The organism is Actinoplanes rectilineatus, from assembly GCF_000962825.1.
Taxonomy (GTDB): Bacteria; Actinomycetota; Actinomycetes; order Mycobacteriales; family Micromonosporaceae; genus Actinoplanes; species Actinoplanes rectilineatus.
In genome coordinates this window covers 26,776-45,530 of sequence record NZ_JZKF01000036.1, presented here as the reverse complement: position 1 = coordinate 45,530, position 18,755 = coordinate 26,776, and the positions used below count along the sequence as shown (strand labels likewise).

Below are 18,755 nucleotides of genomic sequence, written 5' to 3'. Positions count from 1 at the left end.
GAAACGGCCGACGACGTAACGGGAGTGGCATGCGACGCAGGACTGGCATCGTCATCGGAGCATGCGCCGCCCTGGCGCTGGCCGCAACGGCCGGCGCGGTGGCGTCCGGGTCGGCGGGGGAACAGCCGGCCGGGGTCTGGCACGAGGCGAGTGCTGTGGAGCGTACCCCCGTGTCGGCGCGGGGGAAGGCGACTGCCGCGCCCAGCGGGAAACCGGATCGTGCGGCCCGGCCGGAGACGACCGCCCCGACCGGAACCGACCCGTCCGTGCCGGGGAGGTCGGCGGGTCGGGAGTCGGCGGGTCGGGGGTCGGCGGGTCGGGGGTCGGCGACCGGGAAGCCGACGGACGAGAAGGCGACGGCGGGCGCCGGGACGCCGCGGAAGGGTCAGGACGCGCGGCTCGAGTCGGCGGCCACCAGCCGGCAGCGGGTCGGCGAGCTGCTGCGGGTGGAGAAGCTGCTCGGCTACCTCGCCGGACCGCAGACCGAGACGTTCCGCTACCCCGGCGCCTCCTACGTGAAGGTGCACTTCGACCGGATGGCGATGGCGCCCGGCGACCACGTGACCGTTTCGAACCCGGAGAAGACCGAGTCCTACCGCTACGACGCGCCGGCCGCGGTCGACACCGGCGGCGCCGACCGCTGGGCCATGTCGATCACCGGCGACACGGCGGTCGTCGAGGTGCACCGGGCGGCCGACCCGCTCGGCCTCGGCGCGGCGCTGGGCAGCCTCGGCGTCCACGTCGACCGGGTGGCCCGCGGGTACACCCGCACCGAGCAGCGTCGTGAGAAGGCGGGCCGGGCCGGGCCGGGGCGTGAGGAGTCGGTCTGCGGCGTGGACTCGTCGACCGACGCGGTCTGCTACCGCTCGGCGGATCCGGTGGCGTACACGAAGTCGAAGGCCATCGCCCGGCTGCTGATCAACGGCACCGAGCTGTGCACCGGCTGGCGGGTCGGCGCCAAGAACCGCATGATCACCAACAACCACTGCCTGACCTCGTCGGAGGAGGCCTACGACACCGAGGTCTGGTTCAACTACCAGTGCGCGACGTGCGGCGGCTACGACGTGTTCAAGCCGACCAAGGTGTGGGGCGACAAGGTGCTCGCCACCGACAAGGTGCTCGACTTCACGCTCTTCTCGGTGGACGGCTTCGCGTCGGTGGAGAAGTTCGGGTACCTGACGCTCGACACCGTGCGCCCGATCAAGGGGCAGGAGCTCTACGTGCCGCAGCACCCGGCGGGCGAGCCGACCCGGATCGCCGGGGGCCAGGGGGACAAGGCGGGCAACTGCGCGGTGGAGGATCCGGCCTACACCGGGTACGCGGCCCAGTCGGACGTCTCCTACTACTGCGACACCGCGGGCGGTTCGTCGGGTTCGCCGGTCCTGTCCCGCGCCACCAACAGGGTGGTGGCGCTGCACCACTTCGGCGGATGCCCCAACTCGGGCGTACGCGGCGACCTGCTCGCCGCCAAGTTGCGTACCTACCTCTAGTTTTGGAGGGGTGACCTCGCCCCGCACTCTGAGCTGGTGGCCCGACGCACTGGCCGCGGGTGCCCTCGTCTGGCTGACCGCGGCCCTCGCCACCGGCCTCCTGCTCGACCTGGACGTGGCGGTGGCCGACTGGGTGTTCGCCCACCAGCCGCCGGTCGTCTACTGGACCGCCCGCACCTTCAACTATCTGGGCCAGGGCCTGACGGTGGTGACGCCGATCGCGGCGATCCTCACCTTCTTCCTGGTCCGCCGGACCCGGTCGGTGCGGGCGATGCTGCCGCTGATCGTCACGTTCGTGCTGACCTACGTGACGATCGGCCCGATCAAGCTGGTCTTCGACCGGGCCGCACCGCGTTTCACCGGGCCGGACCGGGCCGAACTCTTCAACCCGGCGGCGATCGGCGATCTGGGGATGAGTTACCCGTCCGGGCACATGGGCAACGTGATGACCTGGTACGCGATCATCGCCCTGCTGACCGCCGCGCTCCTCGGCCGGCGCCTGCACCCGTGGGAGTGGGTGACGATCCGGGTCGCCCCCGTGGTGATCGTCTTCTGGACCACGGTCTACCTGGGTTTCCACTGGGTGACCGACTCGGTGGCCGGGCTGCTGCTGGGCCTGGTGCTGGCCCGCGTCCTGCAGCGCATCCCCTGGGAGCGGCTGCCACTGCCGGCGTTCCTGCACCGCTGGGACCGCCCGGCCGGCCTGAACGCCGACAGGCCCGGCCACGAATCGGCCGAGCCTGTCATCTAGCGATCGAATCCGGTCAGGACTGGAACGAACGGTGCCCGATGTCGGACACCTCGGTGACGCCGTAGACGTCCCGCAGCGTCGACACCATCAACTCGGCGATCCGGGCCGCGTCCCGGCTGTGCAACGGCCACTTCGGGACCTCCAGCCACCAGTTCAGCCGGGACGGCCGTTCCGGGGGCTGCCAGCCCTTCGCCGCCAACTCCCGCTCCTGCTCCGGGCCGAGACGCCCGTCCGGCGGCAGGAACTCGTTGGAGACCGCGTCCAGCGCGAGACCGCCCGCCAGCTGCACGAGTTCCGTGTACCGGTTGCCGGGCGCCTCGACGATGACGACCTGTCCGGTCGCCAGCCGCGGAAGGCGGTCGGCGATCTGCTCGGTCAGTTCCTCCCAGCTCATGACAGCGCCTCGGTGACCCGGTCCCAGTCGTCCTGGAACCGGTTGCTCGCCCAGGTCACCGTCACGGTCGATTCGAGGAGCGTGATCAGGACGGTGCTGTCGTCGAACCGCCAGCGCACCGTCGGCGGCTCGTCCTGCTGCCGGGCTGTCGGCTCGCCCAGGACGGTGGCACTGTCGTCCACCGCGTCGGCGAAGACGTCCCGGAGGAAGCTGTCCCGTTCCGGCCCCTCGTCCCAGATCGGCTGCGTGATGCGCAGCTTGAGATCGTCGACCTGACCGTCCCGGAACGCCATCCGGAGCCGGTCCCCGGGCACGCCCAGTCCGGCATCGGCGAAGGCGCCGTTGTCGTACGACTCGAGCAGCGTCCAGCCCATCGTCCGGCACAGCTCCTCGACGCCGTCCGGCTGCCAGGACCAGCGCACGTCCCTCATCTGTGTCACCGCTGTTCGCAGCGCGTCGGAACCGATCCGGGCCCAGGTCGTCACGCGTCTCTCCTCACGGGATGCCTTTCGCATCCTTTCACGGTCATCGGGTGGCTACGGAGTTCCGGCGATGGAGATGACTCCCCGGCCGAGGCCGGTCAGGGAGAAGTCGAGTTCGTACTCCACCGTCGTCACCAGGCCCGTGGGTGACGTCTTGACCTGCAGATAGATGATCTGTTTCGGATCGTTTCCGTCGAGGACCCGCTGGAACTTCCCACGCAGTACCGCATCCTTGGCGAGCAGCGGTCCGAGCTTGTTGTCGTACTGGAGCATGTGCCGCAGGTACGCGGTGCTCATCTGCTGCGCCCGGATGTACGGGCCGGTCAGGTCCTTCGGGTTCCGGACCAGCCGGCTGCCGAGGTTGCTGCCGGCGCCCTTCTCCTCGATCACGATGATCCGGCCGCCGTTGCTCTCGTCGAACAGGACCCGGTCGAGGTTGCCGGACGTCCCGGGTGCGTCATCGGCCGGCGTGATCTTCTTCGCGGTCGGGAACTCGGTCCGGGCGACGTAGTCACCGCCCGCGGTGCCGAGGTCCTGACTGGCGTCCCGGAGATCGACGGTCAGCTCGTTGTAGGTCTTCCCCTTCTCGCCCAGGTCGAGGAGTTCCTTGCCGGTGAGGTACGGTTCGGCCTTCTCCAGGAGGTTGGCCATCCTCTTCGGGCTCATCGAGGCCTCGTTGACGATGATGCCCTTCGGGGACAACTTGGTCGCGATGGGACCGAGGATCTTGTCCCAGATGTCCTTACGCGGATCGAAGACGTTCTTACGGCCCTCGACACCGATCTTGACCCCGGCATCGCTTGCCGCGTTGGTCGTCGTCGACTTGCCGGGAACAGCGGTCACGTCGATCTTCGTGGGACCGCTCGAGATGAACTCGCCGGACGCGGTGTCGTGCAGCTTGCCGTTCACATCCCGCCACGTACCGATCGGGTCACCGACGAAGTGCGTGTTGGCGTCGCTGCCGACCCGCAGCGGCTCGCCGCTCGGAGACGTCGGAGAGAACTCCGCGGGGGCCAGGTCGTTCTCGCCGTACCGCGGAATGTCGGGGTCGTTGATGCAGTCCTCGTTGTGCACGAGGACCGGCGTCCGGCCGGCCAGCACGTAGTACGTGTGCACGTCCGCCACGGTCAGGTCGAACATGTCCCGGGAGCCCCAGTGCCGGTGTACCCCGGCCACCGTGGCCTCGCCGTCGTGGGCGAGCAGCGCGTCCCCGGCGTCCAGGGCCGCCGCGTCGTCCCAGTGCTGGTCGGTGACGTTCCAGAACGGGTGGTCGGACGTGGTGCGCACGATCGCGCGGCTGCCGTCCGCCGCGGTGACGGTGACGTCGGCGAACCGCTCGTCGAGGTTCCGGTGCAGTGCGGTGACCGGCCGCGCCGAGGTCCGCCCGGTGAGCGGGTCGGTGGCGAGCACCTGGTCGCCGAGCCGGATGGACGCGATCCCCTTGGTCGACCCGTCGGCCATCAGCACCGGCGTCTCGGGGGTGAAGCTGCGGCCCTTGGTGCAGGCCTTCAGCAGGCCTTCCAGCAGGTCGGTGAGGTTGATGTCGATGTTGTCGAGCCCGCGGATGGCGGCCTCGACGGCGGAGAAGCCCTGGCTGTCGACGACGGCCTTGAGCGCCTTGAGTTCCGGCGTGGTGAACTTGAGCCGGTCCGGCAGGTCGACGTCCAGGTCGAGCAGCTTGGCCACGTTGATCGCGCCGAGGTCCTTCAGCGCCGCATCCATCGCGTCGGCACCGAACTTCTTGATGCCGGCCATCAGGTCGCCGTTGAGGAGCTTCTTGAGGCCGTCGGTGAGGGTGCTCTCCAGCACCCGGATGCCCCCGGCCACCTTGCTCACCTTGGGGATGACCAGGCTGGCGATGTCGTACGTCCACAGTCCGAGGAACTTGGCGTACTCGCCGTTCTGCCACTCCTCCAGGTGGATGAGCGAGCCCGGGTCCTGGATCAGGCCCTTGACGCCCTCCACGAGCATGTCGCAGGCCTCTTCGGAGTCCGGCGTGTTACCTGGGCTGTTCCCGCCGGGGCCGAACGCGCACAGACCGGACAGCCAGATGCCGCCGGCGGACTCCACCGCGCCCTCGTTGATGGACTTCAGGTACTCCCGTACCTTCGGGTCGTCGAACTTGCCGTCGATGAACTTGCTGAAGCTGTCGCGCCAGCTCTGCATCCACGCGGTCTGACGGGCCTGTTTCTCCGCCTTGGACAGCTCGGCGACCTGGTCGACCGCGCCGGTCAGGTTGTTGGCCAGGTTGGTCATCTCGACGGCGACGAGTTTCATCGCGTCGGCGACCTTCTTGGCGGCGGCGGCCGCGGTGGTGACCTTCTTGGTGATGGTGCTGACGTTGTCGGCGGCCTTCTCCGCGGTGTTCGCGAAGCTGCGGGCCGAGTTGGCGGCCTGCCGGGCCACCGCCGCGTCGTGACCGGCCTCGGTGGCGACCCGGTCGGCCCCGGCCGCGTACGCCGCCGCCTTCTTGGCCGCTGCGGCGGCGTCCTTGGCTGCGGTGACGGCGCCCTTCGCCTCGGCCGCGGCACCGATCGCCGCGTCGATGGCCACCTTGGAGGCGCGGATCGCCCGTTCGGCTTCCTCAGCGGCCTTCTTGGCCGCCTCGTACGCCGGTTTGACCTGGTCCTGCGCCTTGAGCGCCATCTCCGCGGCGTGCACCGCGGCGGCTTCGGCGTCGACAGCGTGCTGTTCGGCCTGAGTGCTCTGCTCGGTGCTGATCAGCAGGGCGCTGTGCGCGATGTCGATCGCCATGGCGGCGTCGTTGTCGGTCTCCGCGTAGTAGGACGCGATGTCGAGGGCCACCGCTACCGGTTCGGCGAGGGCCAGGGCGGACACCCGGGCGTTGACCGCGTTGCGGCCGGCCACCCGGCTCTGGAACGACGCGATGCCCGCCTCGTTCACCGCGGCGTCCGCCGCCGACTGGGTCAGTTCGGCGTTCGCCTTGGCGGCCACCGCCTGGTTGACGGCGGCGCGTGCGGTGTTGACCGCCTGCCGGGCGTACTCGTTGGCCTTCTGTGCGTCGGCGATGGCCTTGTTGGCCGCGTTCGCCGCGCTCTGCGCCTCCCGCTTGGCGCCGGCCGCCGCGGCTGCGGCGGCGTCGGCCTCGGCACGGGCGGCAGCGGCCGCGGCCGCTGCCCGCTGTGCCGCCACCGCTGCGGCGTCGGCTGCCGCGGCGGCGGTGTTCGCCGCACCTCGCGCGGCGGTCTCGGCGGCGCGGAGGCCCGGCAACTGCGCGTCGATGATCCGGACCTGCTCGGCCGCCTTGTCGCCCTCGGCGGTGCCCGCCTTGGCGATCGCGTCCGCCGCGTGCGCGGCCCGGCTCAGTTCCTTGGTGTTCCGTTCGTTGATGTACTTGTTGGCCTCGACGGCCTTGTTCCGGGCGTCCGAGGCGAGACCCTCGAAGCGCTTGGCCGAGGCGTTCAGCTCGTCGCCGGCCGCCTGCGCCTTGAGGCCCTTCTCCGAGGCGATCTCCTGCTGGGCGACCGCCTTCTGTGCCGCTGACAGCGCGATCGTCTGCTGGACCACGGCGATCGACATCTGCTGCCGGGCGATGTTGCGCTGCACGACGGCCGCGTTGTAGTGGTCCTCGGCCTGCTGGGCCTTGGCCCATGCGTCCTGGGCGTCCTGCTCGGCGCGCAGCCGCTGCTTGCGGGCGTCGGCCTCGGCGGCCTTCGCCGCGGTGGCCAGCTTCTCCGCCTGGTCGGCCAGCTTCGTCGCGGTGGCCTGGTTCCTCTCGGCGGCCTCCCGGTACTTGACCGCGTTCTTCATCTCGATGGTCGCGTTGCGGTCGGCGTCGAGTGTCTTGCCGGCCGCTTCGGTGGCCTTGGTGGCGCTGCAGACGGTGTCCGCGGCCAGCTTCGCCGCGGTGGCCGCCTCGCTCTGCGCCATGAGCACTTCGGCCCAGTCGACGCCGTTCGACAGCCCGGTCGCCATCAGCACCCGTGCGGCGGTATCCGCGACACCCGCGTGTGCGGCGACCTGGTCGGCGTTGCGGGCGGTGACGACCGCCTCGGCGCACGCGTCGGCGCTCAGCCGGGTCAGGTCGGCGGTGTGGGTCTGCCCGCCCGCCTTACGGATCGGCAGGTCGGCGGCGTAGATCGCGTCGGCCTGCTTGGCGTACCTGTTGGTCAGCAGCATCGAGTTGGCCGTGATGGTCAGCGACTGGGTCGCGGCCACGCTCGACTCGATGATCGTCGTGCGGGCGGTCGCCGCCCGGGTGGCCCGGTTCGCCAGGTCGATGAGGTCCTTGAGCGACTGGGACCGCGCCGCGAGGGCCGCCTCGATCTGGGTCTGCGCGGCGGCGTCCCGAGCGGATGCCGCCTTGTAGCCGGTGTTGTAGAACTCGGCGATGGTCGCCGGGTCCTCGCTGTCCAGCGCCATCTGGCCGGCGCTGGACACCTCGTAGCCGCCGGCGGCGACGATCTGCACGACCCGCGCCTTGATCAGCTTGGCCTGCTCGGCGGCGTTCAGCTCGTCCTGTTTGTCGGCCGCGACCGCGGCCTCCTTGCCGATCGCCACGAAGTCGGCGATCTTCAGGTCGTTGTTGGTGGCCAGCACCGCCGCCGCGCGCTCGCGCAGGATCGGCCCGCCGGTCTCCGCCCAGCCGGCCACCAGAACCCGGTTGGCCGCCGCGATCTGCTTCTTACGCTCGTCGGCCACGGCCCGGTAGATGGGCAGTGCCTTGTCGAGGAACGCGATGAACTCGTCCGGATCCTCGGTCAGCAGCACCGCCGCCGCGGCCGCCCGCACTTCCGGGTCCTCGTCGTAGTCGGCGAGATCCTGGATCAGCATCCGGTTCAGTTCGAACTCGTCGATCGGGCCCTGGGCGAGCAGGCGCTGTTCACTCTGCTGCGCGGCGACCCGTTCCATCTCGATGGCCTCGGCCAGGGTCAGCGACCGGGCCGCCACCGGCAGGCGTTCCGCCGCCGCGGCGGGCACCGACACCGCCTGCGGCAGCAACGTCACCGCGGCGAGGCCGGTGGCCAGGGCGAGCAATCGTCGGGATGGGACTTTGCGACGTGTACGCCGTGCGTACAGGTGGTCGCGGAACATGGAACCCCCGTAGAGCTGATCGATGAAGCGCACGAGGACGTCGGTATACGTGTGCGGCTGCTGTAGGGGCCGCGACAACGGACCTCGGCCGCAAACCTTCGTCGATCGACTGACATGCGCGGCCGGCGCGATTCATGGATCCCCCGAACGCCCTGGAGATCGACGCCGTGCGAGCCTTCCGCCCCGTCGCTTCAATGAAAAGGATTGATGCTGTCGCATATTTAAGCAGTAATCGGATCACCACGATAGGCGGGTTTGATCAATGCCCGTGGGGGACGATGAGGGATCCACCACACTGGAGGCGTCCCATCCGGCTCACCCCACGATCGCGTGGTGGTCCGAGGATCCGACGCGGCGAGCCCACAGGATCGATTCGATCCTGGTATGAGTTCTGCACTGGTCGCCGCGATACTCGCGGTCCTCACTCTGCCTTCGGAGTGGGCCCAGCCGGGCTACGGTCCCGGCGCCACCTACTACAACCCGGGTGAGACCCGGCTGACGGCGGCCACCGTCGGCACGGCCGTCGAACGCTGGGCGATCAAGACCCACGACGCGCCGGACTGTGAGGTCGGCAGGGAACCTCTGGCCGCCTACGGCAAGGTGTTCAGCAGCGACCCGGGCGGTGTGGGCGCCTACGACCCGGTGACCGGGCAGTTGCGCTGGCATGCGCCGCTGTCCCGGCGTGGTGTCACACGGATGGCGGTCTCCGGCGGCTCGCTCGTCACCCTCACCTATGCCTGCGACACCACGGCCAGTTTCCTCACCGCCTTCCGCACCTCGGACGGGGCCAGACAGTGGGAGATCCCGGTCGGCGGGCTGGCCCAGGACATGGTCGTGGACCGGGGTGTGGTCGTCGTCGACACCCGCCCCGACTTCGCGCTGGCCACCACCGGGTACCGGCTCACCGACGGCACGCAGCTGTGGCAGCTCACCGGCACCCGCGGGGACGGCCTGCTGTCCTCAGGCGGCCGGCTGCTGCTGCGGACCGAGAAGCAGGGGACCCGGGTCGTCTCGGTCGCCGACGGGACGACGGTCTGGGAGAAACCCCGCAACTGGTACGCCGTCGGCAGCGACCCGGCCGGCACCCGCTTCTACATCGGTGGCTCCGGCACCGGGCTGGCCGCCGTGGACGCGGCCACCGGCACGGTCCTATGGAGCAGCGATCAGCCCGCACCGAACGTGACCGCCGACGACAGGCACGTCTACGTACCCCGGCAGCGCACCATGATCTGCCTGGACGCGCGGACCGGTAAGCGACTGTGGGCGGTGCATCTGGGCGACGGCGCCGGGCAGCCGGTGAGCGCCGGCGGCCTGCTCTACAGCCCGGCCGGCATCGACGAGCCACTGTCGGTCGTCGACGTGCGCACCGGGCGGCCGGTCCGCACCGCGAAGATCCCCAGCACACAGAACTACGCGCCGATGGTCGCCGGCGGCCGACTCTTCGTGACCGACGGCGACCGTCTGCGCGCGTACTTCTGAGAGCTAGCTCTGGTAGAGCCGGCGGCGGGTCACCTCGGCGAGGGTCACCGCGGCGGCCACGCTGGCGTTCAGCGACTCGACGTCGGACGCCATCGGGATGCGGACCCGCAGGTCGCACGTCTCGCCGACCAGGCGCGACAGACCGCGCCCCTCGGAACCGACCACCACCAGCAGCGGGCCGACCGCGGCCTCCAGCTGGTAGAGATCGGTCTCGCCGTCCGCGTCCAGGCCGATCGCGGTGAACCCGGCCTTCTGCGCCGTCTTGACCGCCCGGGTCAGGTTGACCACCTGCGACACCGGCACCCGCGCCGCCGCGCCGGCACTGGTCCGCCACGCGGTCGCGGTGATGCCCGCGGCACGCCGCTCGGTCATAAACACACCGTGCGCGCCGAACGCGGCCACCGACCGGATCACCGCGCCCAGGTTGCGCGGGTCGGTGATCCCGTCGAGCGCGACCAGCAGCGGAGCGGTCTGCTCCAGCGACGCTGCGACCAGGTCGTCGAAGTCCTCGTACGCGAACGGCGGCACCTGCAGGCCGACGCCCTGGTGCAGCACCCCGCCGGTCATCCGGTCCAGTTCGTTGCGCCCGATCTCCAGGATCGGGATGCCCCGGTCGCCGGAGGTCCGGACGATCTCGTTGATCCGGTCGTCGACGTCGATGCCCTGCGCCACGTACAGCGCGGTCGCCGGCACGTTCGCCCGCAGCGCCTCCACCACCGGGTTGCGCCCGAGCAGCAGCTCGGGGCCTTCCTTGGTGGGGTTGGAGCGGCGACCCGGCGCGACCCGCGGGCCCCGAGGACCGGCGGCACGGCCGCCACGGGTGGTGGGACGGCTGACGCCGGCGCCACGGCCACCGCCGCGACCCCAGGTGGTGTCCTTGGAACCGGGCACGCCGATCTTGGGCGCCCGGCCCTCGGCCGCCGCCGCCTTGCGTTCCTTCTCCTGCTTACGCGCGGTCTTCTCGGGCAGCTTCTCGGTGCCCGAGTAGCCCTTGTGCCACGGGCGCTCGTCGGCGGGCAGGGTCTTGCCCCGGCCCTTGAGCCCGGCGCGGTTCTTGCCGCCGGAGCCGAAGGACGCGCCCTTCTTCGAGGTGGCGCGCTTGCTCGCGTTCTGTGAATTTCCCGGCATCAGTGTTCTCCTACCGTCCAGCGCGGACCGGCCGGAGTGTCCTCCACCTGAATACCCGCGTTCTTGAGCTGGTCCCGCACCGAGTCGGCGGCAGCCCAGTCCTTCCTTGCGCGGGCCTGCGCCCGCTGTTCCAACGCCAGGGCGACGAGACCGTCGACCACCGGCTTGAGATCGTTGCCGCCCTCGCCGCCGTCCCAGGCGGCGTCGAGCGGGTCGAGGCCGAGCACGCCGAGCATGGCCCGGACCGCGGTCAGCGCACCCCGGATGGCCGGCTCGTCACCCGCGGTCAGGGCGGTGTTGCCCTCGCGGATGGTGTCGTGCACGACGGCCAGCGCCGCCGACGTGTTCAAGTCGTCGTTCATCGCCTCGGCGAAGGCGGGCGGCACCGCCTTGGGCCGGCCGGGGCCGACCACCTCGGCGGCACGCCGGACGAAGCCCTCGATGCGCTGGTAGGCCACCGCGGCCTCGCGCAACGCCTCGTCGGTGTAGTCGATCCGGGAGCGGTAGTACGGGCTGCCCAGGTAGTAGCGCAGCTCGACCGGGCGGATCCCGGACTCGATCACCGACGGCAGGTCGATGACGTTGCCCAGCGACTTGCTCATCTTGGACTTGCCGAGGTTGAGCAGGCCGTGGTGCACCCAGAACCGGGCGAAGCCCAGGCCGGCCGCCTTGGACTGGGCCAGCTCGTTCTCGTGGTGCGGGAACGTCAGGTCCAGGCCGCCGCCGTGGATGTCGAACTCGTCGCCCAGGTAGCGCCGGGCCATCGCCGAGCACTCGATGTGCCAACCCGGACGGCCCCGGCCCCAGGGGGACGACCAGGACGAGTCGGCGGGCTCGTCGGCCTTGACACCCTTCCACAGGGCGAAGTCACGGAAGTCGCGTTTGCCGGGCTCACCACCGTCGGTGGGAACGCGCATGTCGGCCGGGTCCTGCCCGGAGAGCGCGCCGTAGCCCTCGAAGGACGGCACGTCGAAGTAGACATCCCCGTTACCGGCGCTGCTCGGGTAGGCATGGCCGTTCTCGATCAGCGTCGTGATCAGCTCGTGCATCTCGATGACGTGCCCGGTGGCCAGCGGCTCGTAGGTCGGCGGCAGGACGTTGAGAGACCGGTAGTCGCGATCCAGCAGGAGGCGGTTCTGATAGGCGATCGCCCAGTACGGCTTACCCTGCTTGACCGACTTCTCGAGAATCTTGTCGTCCACGTCCGTCACGTTGCGGATGAACGTGACCTCGAAACCGGTGTGCAGCAGCCAGCGGCGGAGCACGTCGTAGTTGACGGCGGAGCGGAGATGGCCGATGTGTGGTGAGGACTGCACGGTGAGACCACACAGGTAGATCCCCACCTGACCGGGCGTCATCGGGACGAAGTCCCGGACCGATCGGGTCGCGGTGTCGTACAAGCGCAGCGTCACCGTACAAGGGTACCGGCCCACCGCCCCGCCCGTACCACACGGGCGGGGCGGTGACCCGGAGCGGCTAGCGGCCGCCGACCGCCGCGTACGCGTCGACGATGCCGTGCCCGTAGAACCCGTTGAACTGCTCGCCACCGCTGCAGTACGCGTCGAACTCGGCCTCCCGGCCCTCCCGCACGTAGCTCTGCAGGCGCGGCTCGGGGCAGGCCTGCTCGGCCGCGCTCTGGTAGAGGCGCTTCTCCACCAGATCCGGCGCCAGGGTCTTCCCGCCGCGACGGTGATCCGGGACGCCGTACCGGCTGACGATCAGCGCGGCGACACCGGAGGCGTGCGGAGCGGCCATCGAGGTGCCCTGCAGATAGGTGTAGTACCCGCACCTACCGGCCTTGGTGCACTCCTTGAGCACCGTGCCCTCGCCGTCCGGGGTGATCTCGCCGAACTCGTCGACCAGCCCCTCCTCCTGCAGCACCTTGAGCGGGTAGCTGGAGAGGATCTCGTTGCCCACCGTGCGGTACGTGTCGGTGCCGAACCCGTCACGGAACCACCCGCCGGGCGCGGCGACCGAGATCTGCTCGGTGCCGTAGTTCGAGTAGTCGGCCTTGGTCTTCGACGGCCCGATCGAGGACACCCCGATCACGTGCGGGCCCTCGGTCGGCAGGTCCCAGCAGGATGTGTTGTCGATCGGCCGCGGGTACGGGTCGGCGCCGTAGTCCGGGCTGCTCACGTCGGTCCGCGGCTTGCCCAGGTCCTCGTGGTTGTTGCCGAGCGCACCGACCAGGGTGACACCCTTGCGGTGCGCGTACTCCAGGGCCCGCTTCATGCCGGTGATGATGGCCCGCTGCTCGGCCTGGTCCTCCGGGCTGTCCGCCGGGTTCGCGGTGCAGTTGTAGAGCCACGGGTCGACGTAGAAGGACATGTTCACCACGTCCAGGCCGACGTCACCGGCGTACGTGAGGGCGTTGACCACCGGGTCGAGGAAGAAGTACCCGGAGTCCTGGCCGCCCTTGAGCTCGACCAGGGTGACCCCGGGCGCGACGCCGGACAGGCCGGTGCCGTTGGCCGCCGCGCCGATCGTGCCGGCCACGTGCGTGCCGTGCCCGCCGTCGTCGGTGCCGATCGGGTCGAGGCAGCTCGCCACCTCGCACGGGCCGTCGACGTCGACGATGTCCGGCGCGAAGTTGCGGGACAGTTTCGCGTTGAAGTTGGGGGCGAGGTCCGGGTTCGAGGCGTCCAGACCGGTGTCCAGCACGCCGACGGTCACGCCGCGATCACCCGGCTCGATCTTGCGGGCCTTGTCCGAGCGGACCATCGCCAGGCCCCAGAGCTGGCTGTCGAGCGGGTCCAGTCTCGCCGGGCCGCCCTTGCCCCGGCCCGCGCCCTTCGCGGTCCGGTCGATCTTCTCGATGCCGTTCGGTGCGCGGCCGAGGGCCCGGCGCTCGCTCGCCCCGATCAGGGCCGCCGAGGCGGTCGCCTTGCTGCCGAACCGGCTGTCGGCCGAGCTGACCCGGTAGACCCCGACGGTGTCGTTGCTGGTCACGATGGTGCCGCCGGCCGCTGTGATGGCCTTCGCGGCGTCCGTGGCGGAGACCCCGTCGGCGGCCACCACCGTGTATTCGACCGTGTTACCGGGTTCCGCCACCGCGGAACCCGGGATCACGGCCAGAAAAGCCAAGCCCGTCGTGGTGACGACGGCCCCCGTGATGAGGCGTCTTCTCATGGAATGCGCTCCTCCTGGAAATGGAACCTAGGAGGATCAGATCGAGAAGAGTGAGTTTTTACAAGAGTCGATTCATGGCCGGGTCATCCGCAGCACGTCGAGCGCCTCGTCCAGCTGCGCCTCGGTGAGCTTGCCGGACGCGACGTGCCCCCGGTCGATCACCACCTGGCGGATGCTGGCACCGGAGGCGAGCGCCTGCTTGGCGATGGCGGCCGCCTCGTCGTACCCCAGGTGGCGGTTGAGCGGGGTGACGATGGACGGGGAGCCCTCGGCGTACCCGCGGGCGATCTCCTCGTTCGCCTCCAGCCCGGCGATGCACCGGTCGGCGAACTGACGGGCGACCGCGGCCAGCAGCCGGATCGACTCGAGCAGGTTGCGGGCCATCACCGGCAGCATCACGTTGAGCTCGAAGTCGCCCTGGGTGCCCGCGAAGGCCACCGTCGCGTCGTTGCCGATGACCTGCGCGCACACCTGGCGCACCGCCTCCGGCACCACCGGGTTCACCTTGCCCGGCATGATCGACGAGCCGGGCTGCAGGTCGGGCAGGCGCAGCTCGCGCAGGCCGGCCCGCGGACCGGAACCCATCCAGCGGATGTCGTTGGCGATCTTGTAGAGGCCGACGGCCACCACCCGCAACTGACCCGACGCCTCCACCAGCGCGTCCCGGGCGCCCTGCGCCTCGAAGTGGTCCCGGGCCTCGCTCACCGGCAGACCGGTCTCCGCCTGCAGCAGCGCGATCACCGCCGGGGCGAACCCGGGCGGGGTGTTCACCCCGGTGCCGACCGCGGTGCCGCCGAGCGGCAGCTCACCGAGCCGGGGCAGGGAGTCCCGGAGCCGTTCGACGCCGTTGGTGACCTGCCGGGCGTACCCGGAGAACTCCTGCCCGAGAGTGACCGGCGTGGCGTCCATCAGGTGGGTCCGGCCGCTCTTCACCACGGTCGCGAAGGCCCCGGCCTTGGCGGTCAGGGCCGACGCCAGGTGCTCCAGGGCCGGGACCAGGTTCTGCGAGAGGGCCTCGGTCGCGGCCAGGTGGATCGACGAGGGGAAGACGTCGTTGCTCGACTGCGAGGCGTTGACGTGGTCGTTCGGGTGCACCGGACGGCCCAGCTCCCGCGAGGCCAGCGTCGCGATCACCTCGTTGGCGTTCATGTTCGACGAGGTGCCCGACCCGGTCTGGAACACGTCCACCGGGAACTGATCGTCGTAGCCGCCGTCGGCGACCTGCGCCGCGGCCGACGCGATCGCCTCGGCCAGGTCCTTCTCCAGAACGCCCAGGTCGGCGTTGGCCCGCGCGGCGGCCCCCTTGATCCGGGCCAACGCCCGGATGTGCGACGGCTCGAGCCCTCGCCCGGAGATCGGGAAGTTCTCCACGGCCCGCTGCGTCTGCGCACGCCACAGGGCATCCGCGGGCACACGGACCTCGCCCATCGTGTCACGTTCGATCCGGAAACCACTCTCGTCAGTCGTCACCGGACCATCCTCTCTCGGCTTCCGCCGGTCGTCCGCCGCTCGCCGTCCAGGGCCAAGGACCCTTTCGGGTACGCGGTGAGGCCCCTCCCGCAAGGTGACACTCCGACCCTCGGGCTTGACTGAGAGTAGTTCTCATGTGCCACGCCGACGCCGTGTTCACAAGAGGCGGAACGGCCTGCTCAGGCTCCCGCAACCAGCCCATTCCGTGGCCCGATGATCACTGTGGGTTGGACGTGGACGGAAACGGAACGTACCGTCGGCGGAGTTTGGTCCCCCGACGAAGAGGATCCACTGATGCGAGGCGCCATCCTGGCCGCGGTCGTCGGCGGCATGCTGCTGTCCGCCGGCTGTGCCGCGGACACCAGCGAGGTCGCGGCACCGGCCCCCACCTGGGCGACGCCCGCCGCCACCGTGGCCACGCCCGACTACTCGGCCGACACCGAGCAGGTCTGCGGCCGCCTGGACAAGGTCTTCACCACCGCCCTCGGCGACTTCGGCACCCAGATGGGCAAGATGATCGCCCACAAGGAGGCCAAGGACACCGACCAGGCGGAGAAGGCGGAGAAGGCGGCCGCCGCCGAGCTGAAGACGGTCGGCAGTCAGATACGCAAGGAGACCGCGGCCGCGCAGAACCCGGATCTCAAGCAGGCCGGCGTGACGTCCGCCGACAAGTTCGAGAACAGCGCGAAGGACCGGGAGTACATCGCGGCCATCAAGACCGCCAAAGACCTGGACCGGACGCTGAAGACCCAGCTCGAGGAGTGGCTCAGCCCGGTCGCCGGTTACTGCGGCTGACCCGTTCCCCTCGTATCCTTCACAAGGCGAAGGCCCGGCGCACTTTCTCTGCGCCGGGCCTTCGCCTTGTCCACGGGCGGCCCTGCCACTCGCCGCCGCACTGCCGGAGTTCATCGTAAGGTGTAGACGTCTTGAACGTCCAGAACGTATTTCACGATCGTGCACGTTCTGAACGTTCTAGCTTGAGGTGGTGACGATCGATCCGCTCGCGCCGACACCGCTGTATGTCCAGCTCGCCGACCTGCTCGCCGGCATGATCGAGCGCGGCGAACTCGCCGAGGGCGCCTCCCTGCCCAGCGAGTCCTACCTCCAGCAGGAGCACGGGCTGGCCCGCGGCACGGTCCGCTCCGCCGTTCGCCTCCTCCGCGAGCGCGGCCTGGTCACCACAGCCCCGCAGCGCGGCACCTACGTCAACCGCCACCCTGCCTGAGGGCCGGCCCTCACCTGATACGCCCACCCTCACGCCCGCGAGCACCAGCCCGCCCCCACGCACACGAGCACCGGCCCCAGCCGTCGCCCAGAGCACCCCAGCCGTCGCCGGAGCACCCCAGCCGTCGCCCACGGCTCACCCCGGCCCACGAACCGACCACAGCCGACGGCTCAGCCACCTCCGGCCGTCGCCCACGGCTCCATTCCGTCTCCCGAACAGCCGCAAACGACGGCTCAGCCACCCCAGCCGTCAGCCATGGTCGACCCGCGAGCCGAAAACAACCACAGACGACGGCTGAGCGATCCGAGCCGTCACTGACGGCTATCCGGCGCCGACCGAGAACCGTGGACCACGGCTGAACGATCCGAGCCGTCACCGGCAGCTGCCCGGCACCGGCCGAGAACCGTGGACGACGGCTGAACGATCCGAGCCGCGGACGACAGCCGGGTACTGCAAAACCGTCAGGCCCTGCCGCTGATCTGGAACAGACTCTTCGGCTTGGTGACCTCGGCGAAGAAGTCGTTGCCCTTGTCGTCGACGACGATGAAGGCCGGGAAGTCCTCGACCTCGATCTTCCAGACCGCCTCCATGCCGAGTTCCGGGAACTCGAGCACCTCGACGTGCCGGATGCAGTCCTGGGCGAGCCGGGCCGCCGGCCCACCGATCGAGCCCAGGTAGAACCCGCCGTATCTCTGGCACGCGTCGGTGACCTGCTGGGACCGGTTGCCCTTGGCCAGCATGACCATCGAGCCGCCGGCTGCCTGGAACTTCTCCACGTACGAGTCCATCCGGCCGGCCGTCGTCGGGCCGAACGAGCCGGACGCGTACCCCTCCGGGGTCTTCGCCGGGCCGGCGTAGTAGACGGCGTGGTCGCGCATGTAGTCCGGCATCGGTTCGCCGGCGTCCAGCCGTTCGGCGATCTTCGCGTGGGCGATGTCGCGGGCCACCACCAGGGAGCCGGTCAGCGACAGCCGGGTCTTGACCGGGTACCTGCCGAGTTCGGCGCGGATCTCGGCCATCGGGCGGTTGAGGTCGACCCGCACGGCGGGCTCCTCGCCCATCTCGACGTCGGGGAGGTAGCGGGCCGGGTCGGTCTCCAGACGTTCCAGCCAGACACCCGACGGCGTGATCTTGGCGACCGCCTGGCGGTCCGCGGAGCAGGAGACGGCGATCGCGACCGGGCAGGACGCGCCGTGCCGGGGCAGGCGGATCACCCGGACGTCGTGGCAGAAGTACCGGCCGCCGAACTGGGCGCCGATGCCGAAGTCGCGGGTCAGCTCCAGGACCGCGGCCTCCAGCTCGAGGTCGCGGAAGCCGTGCGCCAGCATCGTGCCGGAGGTCGGCAGGTTGTCCAGGTATTTCGCGCTGGCCAGCTTCGCGGTCTTGAGCGCGTGTTCGGCGCTGGTGCCGCCGACGACCACGGCCAGGTGGTAAGGCGGGCAGGCCGACGTGCCGATCAGGCGCAGTTTCTCGTCCAGGAACTGCATCATCCGCTGCGGGTTGAGCAGCGCTTTCGTCTCCTGGTAGAGGTACGACTTGTTGGCCGAGCCGCCGCCTTTGGCCATGAACAGGAATTTGTACGCGTCCGGCTGGCCGCCCGGGTCTTCCGCGTACAGCTCGATCTGGGCCGGCAGGTTGGTGCCGGTGTTCTTCTCGTCCCACATGGTCAGCGGGGCGAGCTGCGAATACCGCAGGTTCAGCCGGGTGTACGCCTGGTAGACCCCGAGGGCGATGGCCGCCTCGTCGGTGCCGTCGGTGAGCACGTGCCGCCCACGCTTGCCCATCACGATGGCGGTGCCGGTGTCCTGGCACATCGGAAGGACGCCGCCGGCTGCGATGTTCGCGTTGCGCAGCAGGTCCATCGCGACGAAGCGGTCGTTGGGCGACGCCTTCGGGTCGTCGATGATGGATCGCAGCTGGGTGAGGTGCGCGGGGCGCAGGAAGTGCGCGATGTCGTGCATGGCCTCGGCGGTCAGCTGGGTCAGCGCGGACGGCTCGACGGTCAGGAACCGGCGCCCGCCCGGGCCCTCGACGACGTCGACGCCCTCGTCCGTGACCAGACGGTATTCCGTCTGGTCGGCACCGGTCGGGAGGAGCGGCGAGTAGCTGAAATCGGCGCCTTTGCTCATGAGCCGCAAGCCTAAGCCAGCGA

General features: G+C 70.2%; 13 protein-coding genes. 5 read left to right on the top strand and 8 right to left on the bottom strand.

Annotated elements, in window-relative coordinates; genetic code table 11:
- Positions 1–29 precede the first annotated feature (29 nt).
- On the top strand, positions 30–1,490 hold the full coding sequence (locus tag WH85_RS25395; protein WP_045744510.1) for a trypsin-like serine peptidase: 1,461 nt from the start codon (positions 30–32) through the stop codon (positions 1,488–1,490).
- Positions 1,491–1,500: 10 nt separating this feature from the next.
- Positions 1,501–2,241, top strand: coding sequence for a phosphatase PAP2 family protein (locus WH85_RS25390; protein WP_045744509.1), 741 nt, complete (start codon positions 1,501–1,503; stop codon positions 2,239–2,241).
- A 13-nt stretch (positions 2,242–2,254) separates the two neighbouring features.
- Here the strand turns inward: WH85_RS25390 and WH85_RS25385 are convergent, their stop codons facing one another.
- From WH85_RS25385 to WH85_RS25375, 3 genes are read right to left on the bottom strand one after another with little or no spacing between them, the layout of a single operon-like run.
- Positions 2,255–2,635 (bottom strand): TY-Chap domain-containing protein, encoded by a 381-nt coding sequence (locus WH85_RS25385; RefSeq protein WP_045744508.1) that lies wholly within the window; start codon positions 2,633–2,635, stop codon positions 2,255–2,257.
- Positions 2,632–3,120, bottom strand: coding sequence for a DUF6301 family protein (locus tag WH85_RS25380; RefSeq protein WP_045744507.1), 489 nt, complete (start codon positions 3,118–3,120; stop codon positions 2,632–2,634). Before WH85_RS25380 ends, WH85_RS25385 begins: the two co-directional genes overlap by 4 nt.
- 51 nt (positions 3,121–3,171) lie before the next feature.
- Positions 3,172–8,205: a polymorphic toxin-type HINT domain-containing protein gene (locus WH85_RS25375; protein ID WP_245674085.1), complete on the bottom strand. Its 5,034-nt coding sequence runs from the start codon at positions 8,203–8,205 to the stop codon at positions 3,172–3,174.
- A gap of 351 nt (positions 8,206–8,556) precedes the next feature.
- Here WH85_RS25375 and WH85_RS25370 point away from each other — a divergent pair, with 351 nt between their 5' ends.
- Positions 8,557–9,651 carry an outer membrane protein assembly factor BamB family protein gene (locus WH85_RS25370; RefSeq protein WP_045744506.1) on the top strand — a complete coding sequence of 365 codons (1,095 nt, stop codon included), beginning with the start codon at positions 8,557–8,559 and terminating at the stop codon, positions 9,649–9,651.
- A 3-nt stretch (positions 9,652–9,654) separates the two neighbouring features.
- Here the strand turns inward: WH85_RS25370 and rlmB are convergent, their stop codons facing one another.
- From rlmB to WH85_RS25350, 4 genes are all read right to left on the bottom strand, one after another.
- Positions 9,655–10,779 carry a 23S rRNA (guanosine(2251)-2'-O)-methyltransferase RlmB gene (gene rlmB / locus WH85_RS25365; RefSeq protein WP_045744505.1) on the bottom strand — a complete coding sequence of 375 codons (1,125 nt, stop codon included), beginning with the start codon at positions 10,777–10,779 and terminating at the stop codon, positions 9,655–9,657.
- Positions 10,779–12,191 (bottom strand): cysteine--tRNA ligase, encoded by a 1,413-nt coding sequence (cysS, locus tag WH85_RS25360; RefSeq protein WP_045744504.1) that lies wholly within the window; start codon positions 12,189–12,191, stop codon positions 10,779–10,781. Before cysS ends, rlmB begins: the two co-directional genes overlap by 1 nt.
- A 64-nt stretch (positions 12,192–12,255) precedes the next feature.
- Positions 12,256–13,908, bottom strand: coding sequence for a S8 family serine peptidase (locus tag WH85_RS25355; protein WP_045744503.1), 1,653 nt, complete (start codon positions 13,906–13,908; stop codon positions 12,256–12,258).
- Between the two features lie 72 nt (positions 13,909–13,980).
- Positions 13,981–15,336, bottom strand: coding sequence for a class II fumarate hydratase (locus WH85_RS25350; protein ID WP_425394663.1), 1,356 nt, complete (start codon positions 15,334–15,336; stop codon positions 13,981–13,983).
- A 336-nt stretch (positions 15,337–15,672) separates the two neighbouring features.
- On the opposite strand from WH85_RS25350, the gene WH85_RS25345 reads away from it, so the two are divergent.
- Complete coding sequence (locus WH85_RS25345) at positions 15,673–16,173, top strand: hypothetical protein (protein WP_045744501.1); 501 nt, start codon at positions 15,673–15,675, stop codon at positions 16,171–16,173.
- Between the two features lie 190 nt (positions 16,174–16,363).
- Complete coding sequence (locus tag WH85_RS25340) at positions 16,364–16,603, top strand: GntR family transcriptional regulator (RefSeq protein WP_281179081.1); 240 nt, start codon at positions 16,364–16,366, stop codon at positions 16,601–16,603.
- 461 nt (positions 16,604–17,064) lie between these two features.
- Here the strand turns inward: WH85_RS25340 and WH85_RS25335 are convergent, their stop codons facing one another.
- Positions 17,065–18,732: a fumarate hydratase gene (locus tag WH85_RS25335; RefSeq protein ID WP_045744499.1), complete on the bottom strand. Its 1,668-nt coding sequence runs from the start codon at positions 18,730–18,732 to the stop codon at positions 17,065–17,067.
- Between the last annotated feature and the right edge of the window lie 23 nt (positions 18,733–18,755).

Bases quoted from the DNA above. Each gene is read 5' to 3' on its own strand.
- WH85_RS25395 (WP_045744510.1), top strand. From the start codon at position 30: ATGCGACGCAGGACTGGCATCGTCATCGGAGCATGCGCCGCCCTGGCG.
- WH85_RS25385 (WP_045744508.1), bottom strand. From the start codon at position 2,635: ATGAGCTGGGAGGAACTGACCGAGCAGATCGCCGACCGCCTTCCGCGG.
- WH85_RS25370 (WP_045744506.1), top strand. From the start codon at position 8,557: ATGAGTTCTGCACTGGTCGCCGCGATACTCGCGGTCCTCACTCTGCCT.
- rlmB (WP_045744505.1), bottom strand. From the start codon at position 10,779: ATGCCGGGAAATTCACAGAACGCGAGCAAGCGCGCCACCTCGAAGAAG.
- WH85_RS25355 (WP_045744503.1), bottom strand. From the start codon at position 13,908: ATGAGAAGACGCCTCATCACGGGGGCCGTCGTCACCACGACGGGCTTG.
- WH85_RS25350 (WP_425394663.1), bottom strand. From the start codon at position 15,336: ATGGGCGAGGTCCGTGTGCCCGCGGATGCCCTGTGGCGTGCGCAGACG.
- WH85_RS25345 (WP_045744501.1), top strand. From the start codon at position 15,673: ATGCGAGGCGCCATCCTGGCCGCGGTCGTCGGCGGCATGCTGCTGTCC.
- WH85_RS25335 (WP_045744499.1), bottom strand. From the start codon at position 18,732: ATGAGCAAAGGCGCCGATTTCAGCTACTCGCCGCTCCTCCCGACCGGT.